Source organism: Sphingomonas sp. OK281 (assembly GCF_900115295.1).
Lineage (GTDB): Bacteria > Pseudomonadota > Alphaproteobacteria > Sphingomonadales > Sphingomonadaceae > Sphingomonas.
In genome coordinates, this window is record NZ_FOVZ01000001.1 from 363,465 (window position 1) to 385,699 (window position 22,235).

Here is a 22,235-nt window from a genome sequence, read left to right on the forward strand (position 1 = left end):
CTATCCGCGCACGCTTTGGCGACAGGCAACCGTCCGCGTGCTGGCGGCATTCGTCTGTCTCCTGACATTGGCAACCGGCGCATCGGCCGTCGATTCCACGCGGACGATCGCCCAGATGCGCCATTCGCGCTGGACGTTGGGCGACGGTGCGCCCGGCAACATCCGTGCGATCGCGCAGGGACGGGACGGTTATCTGTGGCTCGGCACCGCAACCGGACTCTACCGGTTCGATGGAATCATTTTCGAGCGCATCGTCCCCGTCGACGAGGATCGGTACCGCTCGCCCCAGATTACTGCGTTGCTGGCGGCCCGCAACGGCGACATCTGGGTCGGCTATGACTTTGGCGGCGTCGCGGTGTTCCGCGGCGGCGTCCTCAAGGGTGCCAACCCGTCGCCGCCCGTCGGTGGCGTCAACCGCATCGTCGAAGGGCAGGACGGCGCCATCTGGTTCGAGGTCGAATCGAAGGGCAAGCTCGTGCTCAACCGATTATCGCAGAGGCGCTGGTCTCGCTTCGGGGTCGGGCAGGGCGTACCGGAAACCGCGATCGGCGATGTCCTGAGTACGTCCGCGGGGATCTATGTGTCCGCGCGTCCGCGGATGCTGCTGCTGAAACCCGGGGCTACCCGGTTCATCGACACCGGGATACCGATCGACACCTATACCGCGCTTGCCGAAAGTCCGGGTGGTCGCCTGTGGCAATGGAATGGCGACCGGATCCGGCCGGTAACGGGCGGGGGCGGCAGTTTTCGGTCGGGGCCCGTCACCACGCCCTTCGTATTCCCCAAGCCGGTATTCGACCGCGATGGCAATCTGTGGCTGCTCGGGCAGGATACCGGGCTGGCGCGGCTGCCGGCAGGATCGCTCGATCGGCGCGAAAACCGCGACGCGGTCCAGATGTTCACCGAGCTGCAGGGGCTGACGGCATCGCTGACGCTGTCGATGATCGAGGATCGCGAAGGCAATATCTGGGTCGGAACCGAGTCCGGGCTCGACCGCTTCTCGCCGAGCAATATCGTCCAGCCGGACCGGACCGAGGCCATCGTATCGGGCTTTGTCGGACCGACCGGAGGCGGCCCCGTGTTCGTCGCGGGACTGTCCGGCGTGTACCGCATCGCCAGCGACGGCAAACCCGTGCTGGTTTTCCCGTTGGCGGATATCGGCGTGCTGTGCGGCGACAGTCGCCGCGTGCTGGTCATCAGCATGCGGGGCAAATGGCTGCTCGACCTCGATCGGTCGGGCATGCTCGGCAAGGCCACGCCCATTCGCGGCCCGATCTCGCTGACCTGCGCCATGGATACCAACGGCCGGTTCTGGACGGGGGGGGGCCGGGTCTACCGGGTGATCGGTGACCGTCTCCAGCCGGTCGGCGGAGCGGCGGGCACGGCGGGCTCTACCGTACCCCGGATCCGCAGCGACGGCACGGGCGGGATCGTGTTCTCGCGTGTCTTCAAGGGCTTTGCGCGGATCAAGGACGGCATCGAGACCCGGCTGTGGCGACGCGAGGATCACGTCGTCGGCTCGACCCGGACGATGATACCCAGTCGCCTCGGTCTGCTGATCGTCGGCGACCAGGGGCTGGCACGCTATGACGGCCGGCGCCTGGCATCGCTGACCGATCGATCATACCCGTTCCTCGCCGGGTTGACCGGCCTGATTCAAACCGCGGACGGATCGACGTGGGTGATCGGGTCCACCGGGATCGTCCGGATGGCGACCGTCGCGCTCGATGCGGCGTTCGCGCATCCAGGCCTGCCGATCGCTTTCGAGCGCTTCGGGTATCAGGAGGATTTCCGCGCGCGCTCGAACATGGTCGATGCGAACGACATCGTCGAGGACGCCGCAGGACGATTGTGGTTCGCGACCAACAAGGGGCTGGCGACGATCGAACCCAGCCGCTTGTCGCGCAACCGCCTGCCGCCGATCGTGCAGATCCGCTCGATCGATTCCGGTGGCGCCGAGCGAACGCCCGGACCGCGGTCGGCGGTGTTTCCCGCCGGCACCAATCACGTCAGGATCCGCTACACGGCGCTGAGCCTGACCAACGCGACCGCGAACCGTTTCCGGTACAGGATCGAGGGGATCGATCGCGACTGGATCGACGCCGGCCCATCGCGGGAGGCACTGTATACCAATCTCGGCCCCGGCACGTATCGCTTCCGGGTGATCGCCACGAACAACGACGGCGTCTGGAACCATCAAGGCGCGGTACTCACGTTCACGATCGCGCCGCGATTTTACCAGACATACGCCTTCGTCGCGCTGTGCATCGCGGTCATACTGTTCCTGGGTTGGCTGTCGTATCGCCGACGGGTCCGCGCGATCGCCGACCGTACGCGCGGCCGGTTCGAAGTCCAGCTGGCGGAGCGCGAGCGCATTGCCCGCGAACTTCACGACACGCTGTTGCAAGGGTTCCAGGGGCTGATGCTGCGGTTCCAGTCGGTGGTCGAGCAGCTCCCGCGGGGTGATCGTGCGCGCGCGAGCCTCGAAGGCGTGCTGGAGCGGGCCGACGACGTTCTGCTCGACGGCCGAGAGCGCGTCCGGCATCTGCGCGAAGACATGGAGCCGGTCGCGTTGCCCGCGTTGCTGACTGCGATCACCGAAGACATGGTCGCGCCGCCGCTGACCTGGCATCTGGACGTCGAGGGCGTCGTGCGAGCGGTCTGCGCACCGGTGGCGGACGAGATCGCGCAGATCGTCCGCGAGGCGCTCGCCAACGCGGTGCGCCATGCCGAGGCGCACCGCCTCGTCGTCGCGATCAGATCGGGCTCCGACAAGCTCGTCATCACCGTGACGGACGACGGGATCGGTCTCCCGCCCGACGTCCGCGAGGCCGGGCATCGACCCGGCCATTACGGCCTGATCGGGATGCGCGAACGCGCCGTCGCAATGGGTGGGACGCTCGCGATCCGGTCCGACACCGGGGGCGGCATCGGCTCCGGCACCGAGATCAGGGTAATGATCCCGGCGCGGATCGCCTATCGGTGAGCGGGAGGGTTACGATCGTTCCCCTCCCGCCTGCCGCCAGGTTCAGCCCTTCACGAACGCGAGCAGATCCGGGTTGATGACGTCGGCATGCGTCGTCAGCATCCCGTGCGGAAAGCCCTTGTAGATCTTGAGCGTCGCGTTCTTCAGCAGCTTGGCCTGCAACAGCGCGGCGTTGGCGAACGGCACGATCTGGTCGTCGTCGCCCTGCAGCACGAGCGTGGGCACGGTGATCGCCTTGAGGTCCGCGGTCTGGTCGGTCTCGGAGAACGCCTTGATGCCCTCATAATGCGCGAGCGCGCCGCCCATCATGCCCTGGCGCCACCAATTGTCGACCACCCCCTGCGACAGCTTTTCGGTCGGCCGGTTGAAGCCGTAGAACGGCCCCGCGGCGAGATCGACGTAGAATTGCGCGCGGTTGTCGGCGAGCGCCTTGCGCAGGCCGTCGAACACCGAGATCGGCAGGCCGCCGGGATTGCTCGCGGTCTTGAGCATCAGCGGCGGCACCGAGCTGACCAACACGACCTTGGCGACGCGGCCCTGCGGCTGGCCGAACTTGGCGACGTAGCGCGCGACTTCGCCGCCGCCGGTCGAGTGACCGATATGGATCGTGCGCTTGAGGTCGAGATGCTCGACCACGGCGGACGCATCGGCGGCATAATGATCCATGTCGTTGCCGGTATCGGCCTGCGACGAACGACCATGGCCGCGACGGTCATGCGCGACGACGCGGTAGCCCTCGGCAAGGAAGAACAGCATCTGCGTGTCCCAGTCGTCCGACGACAGCGGCCAGCCGTGATGGAACACGATCGGCTGCGCGTCCTTCGGACCCCAATCCTTGTAGAAGATGTCGGTGCCGTCCCTGGTCTTGATGAATCCGCTGCTCATTCTCGTAACTCCGTTCGGTTGAAGGGGAAGGGGAGAGGCGAACGCCAATGTCGGCAGAAGGGTGGCCGCCACCGCGGATGCGGAGGCGATGACGACCGAGCGTCGCGTGGGTTCGCGAATGGTATCCGGCATGGGACTTATCCTTTGGTCGCGGCAAACGGTGCCGCCGGTTCGCGGGCTTATTGCGCGCGCGCTGCGTCTTCGATCAGCGCCGCGACGGCCTTTGGATTGGACGTCATGACGACATGGGACGCGCCTGTAATCACGATCGTCTTCCGGGCGGCGGCGCGTTTCGCCATGAAGGCGTGCGCGGCGGGAGGGATGTTGAGATCGGCGCTGCCGTAGATGAACCATGAAGGGATCGTCTTCCACGATGCCGTCAGCGCCTTTTCGTTGAGCGCGGCTTCTGCAACCGGGCGCTGCGTCGCCGCCATCAGCGCGGCCTGCGGTGCCGGCACGTCCGCGGCGAACTGTTTCGCGAACTTGTCCTGCTGGATGTACAAGTCCCTTGTGCCATCGGGAAGCACGACGGGTGGGGCGAGTGCAGCGCCCAGCGTGGCGCCGGGGAACCTGCCGGTCAGGGCGAACGCGCTCTCGCCGACATCCGCCGCAAAGGCTGCGACGTACACCAGCGCCTTTACCGTGTGCGCGTGCGCGGCGGCTTCGCCGATGACTGGCCCGCCATAGGAATGACCGACCAGTACGACCGGGCCTTTCACGGCATTGGCGACACCGGCGACGGATGCTGCGTCGCTGGCCACACCGCGCAACGGGTTCGACGCGGCGATCACGGTATAGCCGTCACGCCGAAGCTGCGCGATCACGCCGTTCCACGATCCCGATTCCGCGAACGCGCCGTGAACGAGGATGATGGTCGGGCGCTGCGTCTCCGGTCGGGCCTGTACGCCGGTCAACGGCACGAGCATTGCGGTGGCGGCTGCCAGACCGGCGATCCAGTGCTTCATATCGTCCAGCTCCCAAGACAGGCTTCCACGCCGTCGATGCCCGGCGGCGTCGACAGGGTCTTGGCAAACTCCGACGAAATTTGCGCAGGACCGACATATTGCGATCGCAGCACGCGCGCGTCGCTGTGATCGCTGACGACGACCTGATATCGCTGACCGCATTGGGAAAGGGAGTGCGTATGACCGAGCGTCGCATGGGACCGGAACGCGTTGCAGCCTTCACCGACGGCGTCGTCGCGATCATCATCACGATCATGGTGCTGGAACTGAAAGTTCCAGCGACCGGTGACTTGCGCGGCCTGGCGACGAGTGCGCCGGTGCTGCTCGCCTACCTGCTGAGCTTCGTGAACGTGGGGCTGTACTGGAACAATCATCACCACATGTTCTCGGTCGTCGACCGGATCGACGGGCGCGTGCTGTGGGCCAATCTGTTCCTGCTGTTCTGGCTCAGCCTGGTGCCGTTCGTGATCCGCTGGCTCGACGAAAGCCAGTTCGCTGCGGGCGCCACCGCCGCATACGGCATCGTTCTCGGGCTGGCCGCGGTCGGTTACTCGCTCACCGAACGCGCCATCATCGCCTGCAACGGCAAGCAATCGGCCGTCGCGCGGGCGATCGGTTCGGACTGGAAGGGCTGGGGCAGCATCGCGCTCTACGCGATAGCGGTACCGCTTGCATTCGCAAGCCGCTGGGCCGCGATCGCGCTGTACGTCGCTGTCATTGGCCTGTGGTTCATCCCCGATCGCCGCATCGTCCGTGCATTCGACGGTCGGGAGCAGGCATAGGTCGGCGGCCAATCGCCGGGTGGCCCGGTGCGGCGGAACACGCCGCGCAACTGCCGACCGGAAGCCCGGCATGACCAAACCGCGGTGTTCGAAAAGCAGGCGTGCGCCCACGATTTGACACCGGTGGGCGGTACGGGGCGGTGCGGTGCCACGTACCTGTCGGCGAACGTATAACGTCGGCGATGCGCAACCCGAAGCAACGGCTGGCGTCGGGAAGCGACAATATCAGCGGCGAATGTCGCTTTGCGCGTCTCGGAAAGGAGCGCAACGCGCTTTGAGTCCGCTTCTTACAACGGGTTCGGAGTGCCAAGCCGGCGACGACCGTGAGGGTTGCCGCGTGCCTTTAGACATGCGGATGACCGGGGCTGTGTCACGCTCGTGAAACGTATCTGGCATAGCGACGGCCGGTGAACTCATGGTCTCCGTCGTCGACGAAACGCTTCCCGGCCAGGCTATCGACGATCATGCCGGGCGTCGCCGCGTTCTGCGTGTATTTCGCGATGTACGCGTTTCGCAAGCCCGTCGCGGCGGCGGCGTTCGACGGCGTGCCGGCGGTGTTTGCCGGGATCGATTACAAGACGGCGCTGATCCTGTCGCAGGCGGTCGGCTATGCGCTGTCGAAGATGATCGGCGTGCACGTCGTCTCGGTCCATCGGCCGGAACATCGCACCCGCCTGATCCTGTCGCTGATCGGTGCGGCGTGGGGGGCGTTGTTGCTGCTCGCGCTGTTGCCCACCCGGTTTGGCCCGCTCGCGATGCTGTTGAACGGCTTGCCGCTCGGGATGATCTGGGGTCTGGTCTTCAGCTATCTCGAGGGGCGGCGCAATTCGGAGGTGCTCGCGTCGATCCTGACCGCGAGCTTCATCCTCTCGTCGGGCGTGACGCGATCGGTGGGAAGCGTGTTGCTGGAGCACGGCGTCAGCGCGTTCTGGATGCCCGCGCTGACCGGGTTGATCTTCACGCCGCTGCTGTTGGCAGGCATGGTGGCGCTTGCGCGATCGCCACCGCCGGACGTCGCCGATGCAAAGGCGAGGGGCGTTCGCGGTCCGATGGATCCGGCAGCGCGGCGCGCCTATCTGCGTGGCCATTGGGTGCCGGTGACGGCGCTCGTCGCGGGCTATACGATGCTGGCGGCCCTGCGCGACCTCCGCGACAATTTCGCACCCGAACTGTGGATCGCGCTTCATCATCCGGCGACGCCCGCGCTGTACATCGCGACCGAAGTGCCCGTGACCGTGATCGTGCTGCTTGGTCTGGCGATGCTGGGGCTGGTCCGCGACAACCGCTATGCGGTCGTCACGATCCACGGCGTCATCATAGTGGGAGCGGCAATCCTGGTGGGATCGATGCTAGCCTTGCGCGCAGGGGCGATCGGCCCGGTGACCGGCATGATCCTGACCGGCGTCGGTATCTACCTTGCCTATGCCCCGTTCAGCGCGATCCTGTTCGACCGTATCATGGCCGCCAGCCCGTCGCCGGGTACGGCCGGCTTCCTGATCTACCTGGCCGACGCGTTCGGCTATTCGGGCAGCATCGGGCTACTGCTCATGCGGAGCGCGACTGCATCCGGTCGGGACTGGCTCGGGTTGTTCCTGAATGCGGGGGTGCTGACCGGCGCGACGTTACTGGTGCTGACGTTCGTCTCGGCATTCTGGTTCGCCCGCCACTCGCCGACGCGGTGACTGCGCTCAGGCGGTGTGAAGCCTGACGCCGGCGCGCGTCGCGACGTCGGCGATCGCCGGTGGCGCGGGCAGGTCGGTGACGAGGTCATGGACCTGTGCGAACTCGGCGACATGAACCGTGCCGGCGCGATCGAACTTCTCCGCATCGGCGACGACGATCACCCGGCGCGCGCCGTCGAGTAGCGCGCGTTTGTACGCTGCTTCGTCGGGTTCGAAATCCATGAACCCGCGCTTCGCCTCGATCGCACCCATCGACAGGATCGTCGCGTCGGGCGAGAAACAGCGCGAATACCGGATCGCCTCGGCGTCGAACGTCGCACGGTAATCGACGTTGACCGCCCCGCCGGCCAGGAACACGCGGATTCCATCGCGACCGAGCATGTCGCTCGCAACCTCCAGATTGTTCGTGACAATCGTCAGCCGTCGCCGATCGGAGAGCGCACGGGCGACCCAGCACGAAGTCGTGCCTGAATCGATCAGCACCGTCATCCCGTCCTCGATCAACGTTGCGGTTCGGCGCGCGATCGCCTGCTTGGCTTCCGCCTGCGCCTGCATCCGCAACCGGTACGGCGCCTCCAACCGATTGTCGGGAAGCTTCACCCCGCCGTGAACCTTGTACGCGCGACCGCTCGTCTCAAGTTGCCGAACATCGCGCCGGATCGTCTCGTCCGACACCCCGAAGTGGTCGGCGAGCATCGTGATCGAACATGAACCCCGCGCCTCGAGCAGCGCGACCAGACTGGCGATACGATCCGATTGCGTCACGCGGCTTCTCCTGTTCGACCTGTTTCTCCGTAACAGAGGCAACGCACAAGCCACAAAATACCAACTATATCCACACAATGTCACAGCCATGTCACACCCCGCTTGCAAGGGCCTCGGCATGGGATGCCCGGCGACGTTCGGACCGCGGCAGGGGGAATACGACATGACCAAGTGGATGGTGGGCGCTGCAATTCTGGCGATTGCGGCGACGACGAACGCACGCGCGCAGACGACGGTAACGCCGTCCGCGACGCCGGCCGGCGATGCGGATCCATCGCGCAGCGACGAGATCGTCGTGACCGGCCAAGCGACCGCTTTCGCCAACACGAGCGTGACCGCGCCGATGATCGAGCGCCAGTCCGCGCTCGCCAGCGTCAACGACGTCATCAACGAACTGCCCGGCGTGTTCGTGGCGGAGGGCGATGCGTTCGGCTCGTCCGACTGGGCGACCTCGATCAGCATCCGCGGCTTCAACAGCGGTGGCGGCGGCGGGCAGCAGATCGGGTCGACGATCGACGGCTTGCCGAACGGCGGCTCGGGCTATGGCGGCGGATCGCGCGCCAATCGGTATGTCGACGTGCTCGACCTCAAGACCGTCAACGTGTCACAAGGGACCGCCGATATCTCCTCGCGTTCCAATGAAGCGCTCGGCGCGACGCTGGATTACGTGACTTCCGATCCGACCGTGGACAGCCGGCTGCGCTTCACTGCGGCAGGGGGCGATTTCGGTGCACGCAAATTCTACGTGCGCGGCGATACCGGCACGATCGCACCGAACACCACCGCGTATATCAGCGCGTCGACCTCACGCGTCCACGACTGGATCGGCGGATCGGGCAAGACCAGCCGCGACCATATCGACGGCAAGGTACTCAGCCGCGTCGGCACGGTCGATCTGACGGGTTTCGTGTCGTACGACGATGCGGACGAGTCCGAGTTCGGATCGGTATCGCCGGCGCAGTTCGCGAGCGACCCGAACCATGACGCCTATACCGACAGCTGGACTGGGCTGCCGTATTTCGACCAGGCCTATCGCTCGACGTCGCGTGCGCTGCGGAAGAACCTGTTCGGGTATCTGAAGGCGCGGACCGAAATGGGCGAAGTGAAGCTGCAGGCGGCGGGCTATTATCACCGGATGCGCGGCCGCGGCGATTTCGCACCGCCGTATCTGGTCGATGTCCGCAACGATGGTGCGGGCAACCCGGAAAGCGAATATACCGGCGGTGCGACCGTGCGGGGCAGCGATGCGCTCGGCAAGATCTACTTCGTCACGCCGACCGGCGCGGCCGCGACGATGACCGCCGGGTGCGTCGGCACCAGCGGCGTGCCTGCCGAATACTCGCCGACCTGTTACGCGTCCAACGCGACGCCGGTCATGTCGTACCGCCACACCCACTACAAGAACGACCGCATGGGCTTCACCAGCGACGTCGATTGGCAGCATGACTTCGGGGTGGTGCAGAACCAGTTCCGCGCGGGTTTCTGGTTCGAGCACAGCCGTGCCAACCAGCTCCGCGACTGGCACAAGGTCACCAACGCGCAGGTCGGGCCGGCCTACGACGGCACGCCGTATTACGTCCAGTTCAGCACCGACTACGGGCTCGACGAAGTGATGTATTATGCCGAGGACGCGGTGACTTATGGTCAGCTTACTGCACGCCTTGGCGTCAAGCAGTTCTTCCTCGACCAGAGCCGTACCGAACTCCTCGGCAATCTGAGCGCGACGTCGATCCAGTCGCATTCGGATCCGTTGATCAACGCCGGCCTGACCTATGCGACACCGTTGCAGGGCATGGAGCTGTTCGCCGGCTATTCGCAGAACTTCGCGGCGATCGGCAATGGTCCACTTGGCCAGCCGCCCGAGACGATCCGCAACCTGCGACCGGAAACCGCGAACAACATCGAGATCGGGGCACGCTACAATACCGGGCGGATTCAGGCGTCGCTGACCGGCTACGACATCAAGTTCAAGAACCAGATCGTCTCGATCTCGTCGAACCTCGTCACCGGGATCGACTATCTGGAGCAGCAGGACAGCGTGTATCTGAACGTCGGCGGGGTGAAGAGCCGCGGCATCGAGGCGGCGCTGGCGTACCGCGTGCTGCCGCCGCTGACGCTGTCGGGCAGCTTCACCTACAACCACGCGACCTATATCGGCACTGGCAGTGCCGCGCAGGATGCCGACGTTGGCGTGACGCCCGGCCAGCAGGTGATCAATTCGCCGCGCACCATGTGGGTGGTCTCGGCGGACTATAAGAAGTCGTTCTTCAAGGCCGGTGTCGCCACCAAGTTCGTCGGCGACCGCAACATCGATACGCAGGGTGTAGCAAAGGCCGGCAGCTTCACGCTGGTCAGCGGCTATGTCGGTGCCGATCTGGAGGCGGTGAGTGAGCAGTTGAAGGGGGTGTCGTTCACCGTGCAGGCGACCAACCTGACCGACGAGCGCTATCTGTCGAGTGCCGATGGCGGTTCGGCGTTCCTCGGCACGCCGCGGACCGTGACCGCGTCGCTGTCGCTCGACTTCTGATCTGAAATGGGCATGGTCCGCTTACGTTTGCGGACCATGTTCTTCTCCCGTGGGGTGCCTCGATGACCGATGTCTCTCGCCGTACCCTGCTCGGGGCGAGCCTTGCCGGTGCGCCATTGTCGGTGTTTCCTGCCGCGATCGCGCGAGCGGCGGCGATCGCACCGGACGTGAAGACGGGTTCGATCATGGATGTCGAGCACGTCGTGATCCTGATGCAGGAAAATCGCGGCTTCGATCATTATTTCGGGTCGCTGCGCGGCGTCCGCGGGTTTGCCGACCGGTTGCCGATCCCCGTTCCCTCGGAACTCGACGCGACCAAGCTTGCACCGGTCTGGTACCAGCGCGACCGGACCGCACCCGGCGGTGCCCGTACGGTCATGCCGTTCCACCTCGCCACCCGCACCAATTTTGACCTGATGCGGATGGAGGGCACGCCGCATAGCTGGCCCGACGCACAGCGCGGCTGGGACGAAGGGCGGATGGCGCACTGGCCCGAAGCCAAGAGCCAGCGCGCGATGGGCCATTACCGGCGCGAGGACATCCCGTTCCAGTTCGCGCTCGCCGAGGCGTTCACGGTCTGCGACGCGTATCATTGCTCGGTCCAGACCGGCACGAACACCAACCGCCTGTTCCTGTGGAGCGGGACCAACGATCCCGGCGGCACGCTGGGCGGTCCCGCGATCGGCAATTCGCACGACAGCTTTCCCGAGGATGGCGGGAATGCCGAGCCGTACCGCTGGACGACGGTGGTCGAGCGGTTGCAGGCAAAAGGCGTCGACTGGCGCATCTACCAGGACATGGCCGACAATTTCACCGACAACCCGCTGGTCGGCTTCGCCGCGTTCCGCGACGCGCACCAGGGTCGCGGGGACCCGGCATTGCGCGAGCGCGCGCTGACGACGCGCGGGCTCGACGTCTTGCGCGCCGACGTGCTCGCCGGACGGCTGCCGCAAGTGTCCTACGTCATCGCCACCGCGAAAGGCTCCGAGCATCCTGGCCCGTCGAGCCCTGCGCAAGGCGCCGCTTACACCGCCGAAGTGCTCGACGCGCTGACCGCCGACCCCAAGGTCTGGGCGCGGACCGCGTTGCTCGTGATGTTCGACGAGAATGACGGCTTCTTCGATCACATGCCGCCGCCGGCGCCACCGTCGCAGGCGGCGGACGGCACGGTGCTTGGCGGCTCGACCGTCGATCTCCAGGGCAGCTATCACCGCCATCCCAGCAAGGGCGACGCGGCGCTCGACCTGCCCGCCTATCGTGGCCGGGCTTACGGGCTGGGCCCGCGGGTGCCGATGTACGTCGTCTCGCCATGGAGCCGGGGCGGGTGGGTCAATTCGCAGGTGTTCGATCACACCTCCGTGATCCGCTTCCTCGAACGTCGGTTCGACTTCCACGAACCCAATATCGCACCGTGGCGACGGGCCGTGTGCGGCGACCTGACCTCGGCGTTCGATTTCACCGCCGCAGACCCTGCGCCGTTCGCTGCCATGCCCGATCCGCGCGCCGACGCCGTCAGGGCGGCGGCGATCCCCAAGCAGATCAGCCTCCAAGCGCCGGCCGGTTCGGCTTTCCCTTGGCAGGAACCCGGCATTCGCCGCGCCCGCCCGCTCCCTTATGCGCTGACCGTCGGCGATACGATCGCCGATGGCGCGATCCAGCTTCGGTTCGCCGCCGACGGCGCGCAGGCCGCGGTGTTCCACGTCTATGATCGGACCGACCTGACCCAGGCGCCGCGCCGCTTCACGGTCGAACCCGGACGTGCGTTAGATGGGCGCTGGGGGTTCGATGACGAAGGGCGCTACGATCTCTGGGCGATAGGCCCGAACGGGTTCCTCCGACACTTTATGGGACACCGGGATGACCCGGAACTGGTATCCGGTTTGGTATGGCGCGGTACCACCACCGAGATGGCGTTGCTCCTCCCCGACGGGCACCGCACCCATAAGCTGGTGGCGCGCGCCGAACGCGTCGGCGCGAAGACTTTGGTGACGCCGTTGAACGGGGCGCAGCATAGCTGGGCGCTGGGCAGGAGTCATGGATGGTACGACATCACGGTCATCGCGGCGACCGTCCCGAATTACCGGCGCCGGGTATCAGGGCGGATCGACGCCCCCGGCGGCATCACGTGCAGCGATCCGTTCGACGCGTCTAGGCCAGTCTGATCGTCGCCGATTGGTCTTGACGAGAACCTGGGGTCCGTTTCGCCGCCAGCATCGAGGAGCGACGCAGACCTGCTTGGTCCGGGTTGCGAATGCCTGTCGTTGATTTGGCTATCAAGCGCACGATCGACCAAGCGCACGATCGACGCTCTCAAACGGCTCGACCGGCCGATGCGATGACCTGAATGACTAGCAGACGTTGGGACATGGCCGACAGGCGTGCATCGCCAGGCGTGGGTCGTGTCTGACCGAAGATCGAGCATATCAGGCCTCATGCGGCCGCACGCCTTTGCAAACGGCCACGCCCGAACTCGACGGCAGGTGACTGTCCCGGTCGTGTAAGAATACCGGTCTAAGCGGCCTAGCATGGCTTATGGAGCATGTGTTGAGCTGGCTGCGTGACATCGATCGCTGGTTTCTCGCGGAGGTGCTGCCGCATGCACCGGCCTATCGGGCGAAGGCAGCGTACCTGTGCGGCCGCGATAATGCCGAGGATCTGGTCCAGGACGCCTATGCGCGGGTGCTGAAGACGCCGGACTATCGCGCGATCGTCACGCCGCGCGGCTTCGTCCTCACGATCGTGCACAATCTCGCGCTCGAACGCCTGCGACGGGCGAACGTGGTGCGGATCGACGCGTTCGTGTCGCTCGACATGCTCGGTGTCGCGGACCCGGCGCCGGATGCCTTTGCGATCGCGTCGGGGCGATCCGAGCTGAAACGCCTGCTCGACTTGATCGACGCGCTGCCCGCGCAATGCTCGCGCGTCCTGCACATGCGCAAGGTCCAGGGCATGCCGCCGGCCGACATTGCAGATGCGCTTTGCATATCGGTCTCGACCGTGGAACAGCATATCGCTAAGGGGCTCGCCCTCATCACGAAAGCCCGGCGCGATAGCGAAGCCCAGGTGGAGAAAGCGTGTCCGGCCATACTGACATCCCGCAGCGTCATGCCGACCTGACCGACGAGGCTGCCGGCTGGCTGGCCGCGCTCGACGCGGGATCGGCGGATGTCGCGGCATTCGAGGCTTGGCGAAACGCCGATATCCGTCATGCCGTGGCCTTTGCAGAGGTCGCCGGCACGTGGCGCGATCTCGATGGACTGCGCGGCGCACGGCGCGAGAGCGGGCATTCGCCTGAAACGCAGCCCGTACCGAAAGCCGCTGCACGGCCGAATCGACGCCAGATCCTGCGCGCCACCGGCTCGATCGTAGGCGTTGCGGCGGTCGGCGGAGGCATCGCCTACCGCGCTGCTGCGCGCGATATGGCGGAGACCCGGGTCGGCCAGCGTATAACGGTCGCGGTGACGCCCGGCATCTCGCTCGATCTCAATACCGATAGCCGCGTCTACTGGCGGACGGGCGCGCCTGCGCGACTCTGGCTCGACCGCGGTGAGATCGCGGTTCGGCTGGCGGCCGACCATCGTCTGCAATTGCTGACGCCGGGGGGGCAGTTCGGGCTTGATCCCGGTGCGTACAATGTCCGGCTCCGCGGCGCGGGTTGCGAACTGGCCGTGCTGGCGGGTGGCATTTCCGATGGCGCCACCACGCGCATCGGTTCGGGCGAGGTCGCACTCGTCACGGCAGGGCAGGTCAGCATCCAGGCGCGTGACGATATCGGCGGGGTCACCGCGTGGCAGCACGACACGCTGGTGCTCAACGGCGAAAGCCTCGACTATGCGGTCGCGGAAATGAACCGGTATCTGCCGAACAAGATCGTGATCGGCGACCCCGCGCTGTCGCGGGTCCGGGTCGGCGGCAGTTTCGCGACCACCAGGCCGGCGGAATTCCTGCGCGCACTGCGCAGTTCGTTCGGCATCCGCGCGACCGCCGGCCCGTCCGGAGGAATAGTCCTGACCCGCGCGTAGAAGTTTATTTTCGCGGTCGATGGCGGTTTGTCCGCGCTCATCCATCCCTGCACCGACACACGGTTCGATGCGGGGATTACATGTTCAAGTTTTTGACGACGACGGCCATCGTGGCGATGGCGATACCCGTTGCCGCCAACGCGCAGGCTCAGGCGCCACGCGTCGTCTTCGACATCAAGGCGTCGGACACGGCAACCGCACTCAACGCGTTCGCCCGGCAGGCCGGCGTACATGTCAGCTTTCCCTACGATGCCGTCGCCAATCGTCGCGCGGCTGCGTTGCGCGGTCGGTTCACGCGCGACGAGGCGCTGCGCCGTCTGATCGCCGGGCAGGGGCTGATGATCGCCGAAGAGACTCCCTCGATGATCGCGCTGAAGGTCATTCCCGTCGAAACGCCGCAGGTTTCCCAGAAACCGCGGCCACCGATACCGCGGGGCAGGATATCGTCGTGCTCGGCCAGGGCCAGTCGCGCCAGGTGCAGACGGTGTCGGCCAAGGCGATGGCGAAACTGACGGGTGGCACGTCGCCGTTGCGTTCGCTCGGCCGACTGTCCGGCGTGAACTTCGACTCCTCCGACGCACACGGCACGTATGAGGCCGCGACGCAACTGTCGATCCGCGGCTTCCTCACCGACCAGATGGGCTTCACGCTCGACGGCGTGCCGCTCGGCAACATGCAGTACCGCAACAACAACGGCCTTTCGATCAACCGGGCGCTGCTCAGCGAGAACAACGGCGCGGCGACGCTTTCGCAGGGTAGCGGCGCGCTAGGCACCGCATCGACCAGCAACATCGGCGGCACGGTCGACTTCACGTCGATCGATCCCACCGACAAGCTCGGCATCGATCTGGAGCAAAGCTACGGCAGTGCCGGATCGTGGCGCAGCTTCGTGCGGGTCAACACCGGCGACTTGCCGTGGGGCGGGCGGCTGGCGGTGTCGTATGCGCACGACCGGCAGGGCAAGTGGCGCGGCTGGGGCAAGCAGGTGCAGGACCAGATCAATGCGAAATACGTCCAGCCGCTGGGCGACGCGGTCAAGTCGACCACGTTCCTCGACCTGATCGACCGGCGCGAGGACGATTACAACGACGTCTCGCTCGCTCGCCTCAAGACCTATGGCTACGGGTTCGACAACATCCGGGATTTCGCGCTGACCGAGCAACTGGCCACGATCGTCCAGAACGGCGGCACCCCGCCGGCACCGTTCGCGGCGGCGGACGATACGATCTACCAGGGCGGCGGCGTACGGCGCGATCTGCTGGCGTACGAAAAGCTCGACTATGCGCTCGGGCCGCGGCTGACCGGTTTCACGACGGCCTACATCCATCTCGACAAGGGCATCGGCACCTATGCCAGCCCGTACGATGCGACGCCCGCGGCGTTTGGCGGCTCGCCCGTCTCGGTGTCCGCTCTCCGCTACGCGATCAACCGCAAGGGCGTGATCTCGCGCCTCAAGTTCGCCGCCGGCGATCACAAGATCGAAGGGGGTATCTGGTACGAACGCAATGCCTTCGATCAGGGCTCGTATCTCTACGGCCTGCAAGAAGGCGTGACGCCGAGCGATTTCCAGCAATTCTACACGAACCCGTTCAAGACCAATTTCTACAACGAGTACGTCACGAACACCGTCCAGCTCGACATCAGCGACACCTGGCAAGCCACCAGCGCGCTGCGGCTGAACGCAGGCGTCAAGGGACTGGTCTCTACCAACCGTGCGCACAGCGTGATCAGCACCAAGCCGATCGACGGTTCGATCCAAGCCAAGAACTGGTTCCTGCCGACCGTGGGCGCACTCTATACGTTGGACGGCGAGAACGAACTGTTCGCGGATTATACGCGCAACATGGCGGCGTTCGTCGCGTCGACCTCGAGCGGCCCGTTTTCGAGCAGCTCGCAGGCCGGGTTCGATTTCATCCGAAGCGACCTCAAGCCGGAGATGACCAACACGTTCGAGGCCGGTTATCGCTTCCACGATCGTAATCTGCAGCTCTCGCTGACCGGCTATTACGTGAAGTTCTCCAACCGCCTGCTCGCCTCGTCGATCAGCGCGACCATCGTCGGCAACCAGAACGTGCTCCAGAACGTCGGCGGCGTCTCGTCGCGGGGCGCCGAAGCGGCCGCCAACTGGAAATTTGCGCGCGGCTGGTCGCTCTACGGCAGCTATGCCTATAACGACGCGACCTATGACGACGATGTCCAGCCGCTCGGCGGCGCGGTCGTCGCCACCAAGGGCAAGCAGGTCGTCGCGTCACCCAGGAATGTCGGCACTGCCGAGCTCAACTACGACGACGGCACGGTTTGGGGCGGGGTCAGCGCGCATTATCGCAGCGCCCGCTATTACAGCTATCTCAACGACGCGAAGCTGCCCGGCGCGGTGAACGTCAACCTGTCGGCAGGCTATCGCTTCAACCGCATGTTCGACGTCCAGTTCAACCTGACGAACGTGTTCGACAAGAAATACATCGCCTCCACGGGGACCGCCGGTTTCGTCACCTCGGATCCGAACGGCACCTACACGACGCTGCAAACCGCCGCCCCGCGCCAGGTGTTCGGCACCGTTCGCGTCCACTTTTGAGCGTCGCCGCCGCGCTACGGCAATTGTCCTTCGTCCTCATCTCGATAGGTGCCTTTTGGAACGTCGCAATCTTCTGAAGCTCTCGCTCGGTGTGCCGCTGGTCGCCCTGGCGGCGCGCGCCGTGGCGGCCACGGCAACGCCCGCGCGCGCTGGCGACAGCTTCAGCTTCGCGTTCGTGGGCGATTGCCACATTCGGCCGGAACTGGGCGCGGATCGCGCCTGTGCGCAGTGCTTCGAACAGATCTCCGCGTCGCCCGTCGATTTCGTGATCCTAGGCGGCGACCATGTCGAGGATGCGCTCGAAACGGGACGTGCGCGCGCGACGCTGCTGATGGATCTGTACCAGCGCACCGAACGCGCACACCTGCGCAAGCCCGTGCATCACGTCATCGGCAACCACGATTGCCTGGGCGTCTTCCCCAAGAGCGGTATCGATCCGTCCGCACCCGATTACGGCAAGCAATTCTACATCGATCGCTTCGGACCGCGTTATTACGCCTTCGATCACAAGGGCGTGCATTTCGTCGTGCTGGACTCGATCGGCCTGACCGCCGACCGGAACTACGAAGGCCGCGTCGACGCCGCGCAACTGGCATGGCTGCGCGCCGATCTCGGCGCCCAGCAAAAGGGCACGCGTATTGTCGTGGTGACGCACATTCCGCTCGTCACGGCGATGCAATGCTACGAGCCCGAGTCCTGGCTCGACACCCCGCACAACTGGACCTTCGTCGTCAACGGCCGGGAGGTGCTGCGCATTCTGCGGGACCATGACGTATTGGCGGTGCTTCAAGCGCACAGCCATGTCTACGAGCGGATCGAGCTCGACGGGATATCCTTCAGCACGACGGGTGCCGTCGCCGGCGCGGACTGGCGCGGATCGTTCCTGGGCACGCCGGAAGGCTACACCGACATCACGATCTCCGGCCGTAAGGTTGAGAGCCGGTACAGGACCTATGGCTTCACCAGTGTCGATCGACAGGATGTGCCCATCTAGGCCAATGTGCGAAATGGTATGTCGGCGTTATCAACTTGCCGTCCGGATGCCGCGGGGCCCAGACTTCGACCTGGCCTGGAGACGCAGGGATTTTATAACCGGACGCAACTGCACCCTGAGTCGAAGTCGTGCGCACCGACTGTCGTAATCGATCGGATGCAGCCGCGGGAAGCCTTCTCGAGGCATAGCATCGGGGGCGACTCGAACTTGAATTTATGCGCAGGGGTTATCGGACAAATACTCTTGGGCCGTCAGCGATTACGGGGTTCCCTCATCAACTCCGATACGCGCCCAGCTGGTCGGCGCATATGCCTTGGGAACCGAATGTAGCGGACGTGGAGTTCGCGGTGCGTACTCCGTGGTTGCCCCAAACTGTCGCAATTACTGAGCGTACCAGGATGGATTGTACCAATCCACTTCCTTGCAACCCGAGTTCGCGGCCTGGTTTGTCGTGGGCGCAGGCTCCAAACGCCGCGCCCGCCTTTACTGCCCGGACAGGCACGGCGCGATCTTCCTCCGGTGAATTGTGTATGATGATAGCCCTACCAGTACGACTCTTGCTGCGGTTCCCGTTCTCGCGGCGCGAGGCTGAACGAGGGGTACAAAACGCGGCGTCAGCATAATCAACAGGGGGGCGTCGCAAATAGTGTCGTTGCAGCATCTAGGACAGCAGTCCTTACTAGCTCGTGGCAACTACTAGATACCGAAAGAACCGATCCAGACGGCGCCATTCCAAGAAGTAGTTCGCGCGCCATACCGGACGGGTTGCTTCGGTGGGTCCGCCACGGCGACGCGGCGTCTGGCGAAGGTATCGAATTAACAAAAATATTAATTGTCCTATAATAATGGTAAGGGTAACAGCGGGGCAAGCACCAGACAGATAAGGTGCGATTCTGGAAACTGCGGCGTCCCGGGATACGCTGCAGCAAGGGGGGGATTTCAATGACCGTGCTCAATCTCAATTTCGATCATCGCCGTAATGTCGCAGGCGCAATGCGTGCCGGTGTGTCGCTGGCGGCGTTGCTCGCAGCGAGCGTCAGTGGAAATGCGTGGGCACAGGCCGAGACGCAGACCATATCGCCCGACACGACCCAGGCCGCGGCGCCGGGACAGGGCGCTGGCGAGCCCGCGGCCGACCAGACGGGCGACGATATCGTCGTGACCGGGCGCCGCGCTGCGCTTGAAGCGGCCGATGAACGCAAGCGTCGCAGCGAGACGATCGTCGACTCGGTCGTGGCCGACGATGCCGGCAAGCTTCCCGACAACTCGATCACCGAGGTCCTGCAGCGTATTTCGGGCGTGTCGATCGTGCGCTTTGCCGCGCTGGGCGATCCCGATCACTATTCGGTCCAGGGTTCGGGCGTGCAGGTGCGCGGTCTGACCGGTGTCGCGTCGCGCCTGAACGGTCGCGAGATCTTCAGCGCGAACAACGGTCGCGCGATCCTGTGGAGCGACGTGACGCCCGAGCTGATGTCGGCGGTCGACGTCTACAAGGCGTCGACGGCGGACTTGATCGAGGGCGGCACCGGCGGCCAGATCGATCTTCGGACCAAGCTTCCGTTCGACTTCAACGGCAAGTTCCACGTCGCGGGCACGGGCGAACTTGCGCTTGGCGACATGGCGAACCAGGCGGATCCGTCGGGCTCGGTGCTGGTTACCGACTCGTTCGAGACGCCGATCGGCCGGATCGGGTTGCTCGGCGACGTTGCGTTCAGCCAGTTCAGCTCGCTGTCGCAGTTCATCCGCGTCAGCCCGTATTTCAAGACGACGCTCAGCGACGGCAGCAGCAAGTACGTCCCGAGCGGCTTCGCCTATGGCGACGAGGCGTTCCAGTACAAGCGCTACGGCATCTACGGCGCGGCGCAGTGGCAGCCGGCGGAGTCGCTGACGTTCACCGGGAGCTTCTTCCAGTCGCGCTACAAGAGTCAGTCGAGCGATTACGGCACGCAGCTTGATTCGCAGACGCTGGCGGTCGATCCGGCGAGCAGCACCTTCGACAGCAACGGTTTGCTGACGAAGACGAGCGCGCTGTTCAATCGCGACACGGGAACCTTCGCCCCGACGGGTGGGGCGATCACCAGCAGCGGCAACAAGGGGTTCGTCCAGAGCAATACGCGAACGCGCGATTATTCGCTGTCGTTCGTGTGGGCGCCCGAAGACAGCCATCTGTCGCTCAAGGGATCGCTGCAGCGCGTCGATTCACGCCAGATCTATGATCGCATCGACATCTTCCGCGATCTCGGTTTCGGCCAAAGCTTCGGCATGGATCTGACCGGCGACCTGCCGCAGATCACCGTCAGCCCGGCGACGCAGGCGTCGTTCGCGGACCCCGCGAACTATTTCTGGTCGGCGTCGATGCCGCACAACGAACGCAACAAGGGCCGGCTCGATGCCGCGCAGCTCGATGCCGAATACAAGTTCGACAACAGCTTCTTCCGGTCGATCAAGGTCGGCGGTCGCTACGCCAAGCGGACCGAACGCGATCTGTCGAACGGCTATAACTGGACGGCACTCGGCCGCGGCTGGAACGGCGATCCGCAGCTGACCTACGCGAATGCGGCGCCGGGCGACGTCGCCAGCCACGCATTCAAGGACTTCTTCCGCGGCGAGACGACGCTGCCGGGCAACCTGATGTTCGCATCGGAGAACTTGGCGTCGCGGTTCAACGTCAACCGCACTGGTCTGGTACAGGCGCCACCTGCCGGCTTCTGTGCCGGTATCGAGTCCAACTGTTCGGCTGCAGGTCCTCTGACGACGACCGGCTACGGCGGTCTGTCCGGTATTCGCGCTCCTGGCTTCGTCCTGCCGGGCGATCAGGTCGATAACCGGACCGAAAATGCCGCTGGCTATGCACTGGTGCGCTTCGGTCCTGAGGAGGGGTCGCGTGGCATTGCCGGCAACATCGGCGTGAGAGTCGTGCATATCGAGAACGAGGGCAGCGGTTTCATCCAGCAGAACGGCGGGACGGTCTTCGTCCGCAACGGCGTCCAGCAGACGTTGGCGAACACCTTCCTCGCGCGCGGCGGCAAGGCGGAATTCACGCGCGTCCTGCCGTCGGTCAATCTCGAATTTTCGCCGACGGACCGGATCAAGGTGCGTGGCGGGTACAACATCACGATGGATCTCCCGACGTTCAACGCGCTGCGGGCCTCCGGTTCGATCGGCGTCGCGACGACCAGCAACCCGGTCGCGGGCCAGCCGGGGACCTTCAACAACTTCACCGCGGACACGGGCAATCCGTTGCTCAAGCCGACGCTGTCGAACAACGTCGATCTCTCGCTCGAATATTACGGGCGTGCGGGCACGTCCTTCCATATCGCGCCGTTCTACAAGCGGCTGACCAACTTGCCGATCTACGCGCTGACGAACCGGCAGGTCACCGTCTTGTTTACCGACGGCACGACCGAAAACGTCACGGCATCGGCGACCGACTACAGCAACGCGACCAAGGCGGCGACCGTCAAGGGCGTCGAGGTCGGGGGACGCTTCTTCTTCGACATGCTGCCGGGTGCGCTGGCCGGAATCGGGTTCGAGGGGAACTATACGTTCATCAAGAGCGGCAATCCGGGTGACGTCTACCGCGATATCACCGGTGCGGTCAGGAGCGATGCCCCGCTCGTTGGCCTGTCGAAGCACAATTTGAACGCGACGCTGCTCTACGAGCGCAATCCGATCTCGCTGCGGATCGCGTACTCGTGGCGCTCGCAATATCTGCTGTCGACCAACAGCAACGGCACGAACGGGACGTACACCTATTACAGCGCCCCCGGCGTTATCAGCAATCAGGATGGAGGCGTTGATACCTCCACCCAGATCGCGCTGCCGATCTATGGCGGCAACTACGGGTCGATCGATGCCGGCGTCCGCTTCAAGGTGACCGACTATCTGTCGTTCGGCGTGCAGGGGACCAACCTGACCGCGTCGACGCAGCGTACGCTGATGGGTGGCTATCCCGGTGGCAAGCTGGTCGGGCGTAGCTGGTTCCAGGCCGATCGTCGGATCAGCACTGGTATCAACCTCGCCTTCTGACGATGATGCGCCGCTCGTCGACG

Annotated in this window: 14 protein-coding genes; 11 read left to right on the forward strand and 3 right to left on the reverse strand. The window is 65.0% G+C overall.

Annotated features, from left to right (window positions below; all coding sequences use genetic code 11):
- Positions 1 to 37 precede the first annotated feature (37 nt).
- Complete coding sequence (locus BM244_RS01735; protein ID WP_254784217.1) at positions 38 to 2,986, forward strand: sensor histidine kinase; 2,949 nt, start codon at positions 38 to 40, stop codon at positions 2,984 to 2,986.
- 42 nt (positions 2,987 to 3,028) lie between these two features.
- Here the strand turns inward: BM244_RS01735 and BM244_RS01740 are convergent, their stop codons facing one another.
- Together BM244_RS01740 and BM244_RS01745 are read right to left on the reverse strand one after the other, a co-directional pair.
- A complete protein-coding gene (locus BM244_RS01740) occupies positions 3,029 to 3,871 on the reverse strand; it encodes an alpha/beta fold hydrolase (RefSeq protein WP_217649070.1) in 843 nt (280 codons plus the stop codon).
- 179 nt (positions 3,872 to 4,050) lie between these two features.
- Complete coding sequence (locus tag BM244_RS01745; RefSeq protein WP_093397004.1) at positions 4,051 to 4,836, reverse strand: alpha/beta fold hydrolase; 786 nt, start codon at positions 4,834 to 4,836, stop codon at positions 4,051 to 4,053.
- Positions 4,837 to 5,015: 179 nt separating this feature from the next.
- Between BM244_RS01745 and BM244_RS01750 the strand changes: the two genes are divergently transcribed.
- Positions 5,016 to 5,618 (forward strand): TMEM175 family protein, encoded by a 603-nt coding sequence (locus BM244_RS01750; protein WP_254784218.1) that lies wholly within the window; start codon positions 5,016 to 5,018, stop codon positions 5,616 to 5,618.
- Positions 5,619 to 6,025: 407 nt separating this feature from the next.
- Positions 6,026 to 7,300, forward strand: coding sequence for a DUF5690 family protein (locus tag BM244_RS01755; RefSeq protein WP_254784219.1), 1,275 nt, complete (start codon positions 6,026 to 6,028; stop codon positions 7,298 to 7,300).
- Positions 7,301 to 7,306: 6 nt separating this feature from the next.
- Here the strand turns inward: BM244_RS01755 and BM244_RS01760 are convergent, their stop codons facing one another.
- A complete protein-coding gene (locus BM244_RS01760) occupies positions 7,307 to 8,065 on the reverse strand; it encodes a DeoR/GlpR family DNA-binding transcription regulator (protein ID WP_254784220.1) in 759 nt (252 codons plus the stop codon).
- A 163-nt stretch (positions 8,066 to 8,228) separates the two neighbouring features.
- Between BM244_RS01760 and BM244_RS01765 the strand changes: the two genes are divergently transcribed.
- The 8 genes from BM244_RS01765 (at position 8,229) to BM244_RS01795 (ending at position 22,212) form a co-directional block, all read left to right on the forward strand.
- Positions 8,229 to 10,592, forward strand: a complete 2,364-nt coding sequence (locus BM244_RS01765) for a TonB-dependent receptor domain-containing protein (RefSeq protein WP_217649071.1) — start codon at positions 8,229 to 8,231, stop codon at positions 10,590 to 10,592.
- A gap of 62 nt (positions 10,593 to 10,654) precedes the next feature.
- Positions 10,655 to 12,754, forward strand: a complete 2,100-nt coding sequence (locus tag BM244_RS01770) for a phosphocholine-specific phospholipase C (protein ID WP_093397009.1) — start codon at positions 10,655 to 10,657, stop codon at positions 12,752 to 12,754.
- A 382-nt stretch (positions 12,755 to 13,136) separates the two neighbouring features.
- Positions 13,137 to 13,709 (forward strand): RNA polymerase sigma factor, encoded by a 573-nt coding sequence (locus BM244_RS01775; RefSeq protein ID WP_093398039.1) that lies wholly within the window; start codon positions 13,137 to 13,139, stop codon positions 13,707 to 13,709.
- A complete protein-coding gene (locus tag BM244_RS01780) occupies positions 13,667 to 14,614 on the forward strand; it encodes a FecR family protein (RefSeq protein ID WP_093397011.1) in 948 nt (315 codons plus the stop codon). Before BM244_RS01775 ends, BM244_RS01780 begins: the two co-directional genes overlap by 43 nt.
- An 80-nt stretch (positions 14,615 to 14,694) precedes the next feature.
- Positions 14,695 to 15,126 (forward strand): STN domain-containing protein, encoded by a 432-nt coding sequence (locus tag BM244_RS23355; RefSeq protein WP_217649072.1) that lies wholly within the window; start codon positions 14,695 to 14,697, stop codon positions 15,124 to 15,126.
- Positions 15,063 to 17,189: a TonB-dependent receptor gene (locus tag BM244_RS01785; RefSeq protein WP_217649073.1), complete on the forward strand. Its 2,127-nt coding sequence runs from the start codon at positions 15,063 to 15,065 to the stop codon at positions 17,187 to 17,189. Before BM244_RS23355 ends, BM244_RS01785 begins: the two co-directional genes overlap by 64 nt.
- A gap of 55 nt (positions 17,190 to 17,244) precedes the next feature.
- Complete coding sequence (locus BM244_RS01790; protein WP_093397012.1) at positions 17,245 to 18,183, forward strand: metallophosphoesterase family protein; 939 nt, start codon at positions 17,245 to 17,247, stop codon at positions 18,181 to 18,183.
- 942 nt (positions 18,184 to 19,125) lie between these two features.
- On the forward strand, positions 19,126 to 22,212 hold the full coding sequence (locus BM244_RS01795) for a TonB-dependent receptor (RefSeq protein ID WP_093397014.1): 3,087 nt from the start codon (positions 19,126 to 19,128) through the stop codon (positions 22,210 to 22,212).
- The last annotated feature ends 23 nt before the right edge of the window (positions 22,213 to 22,235 follow it).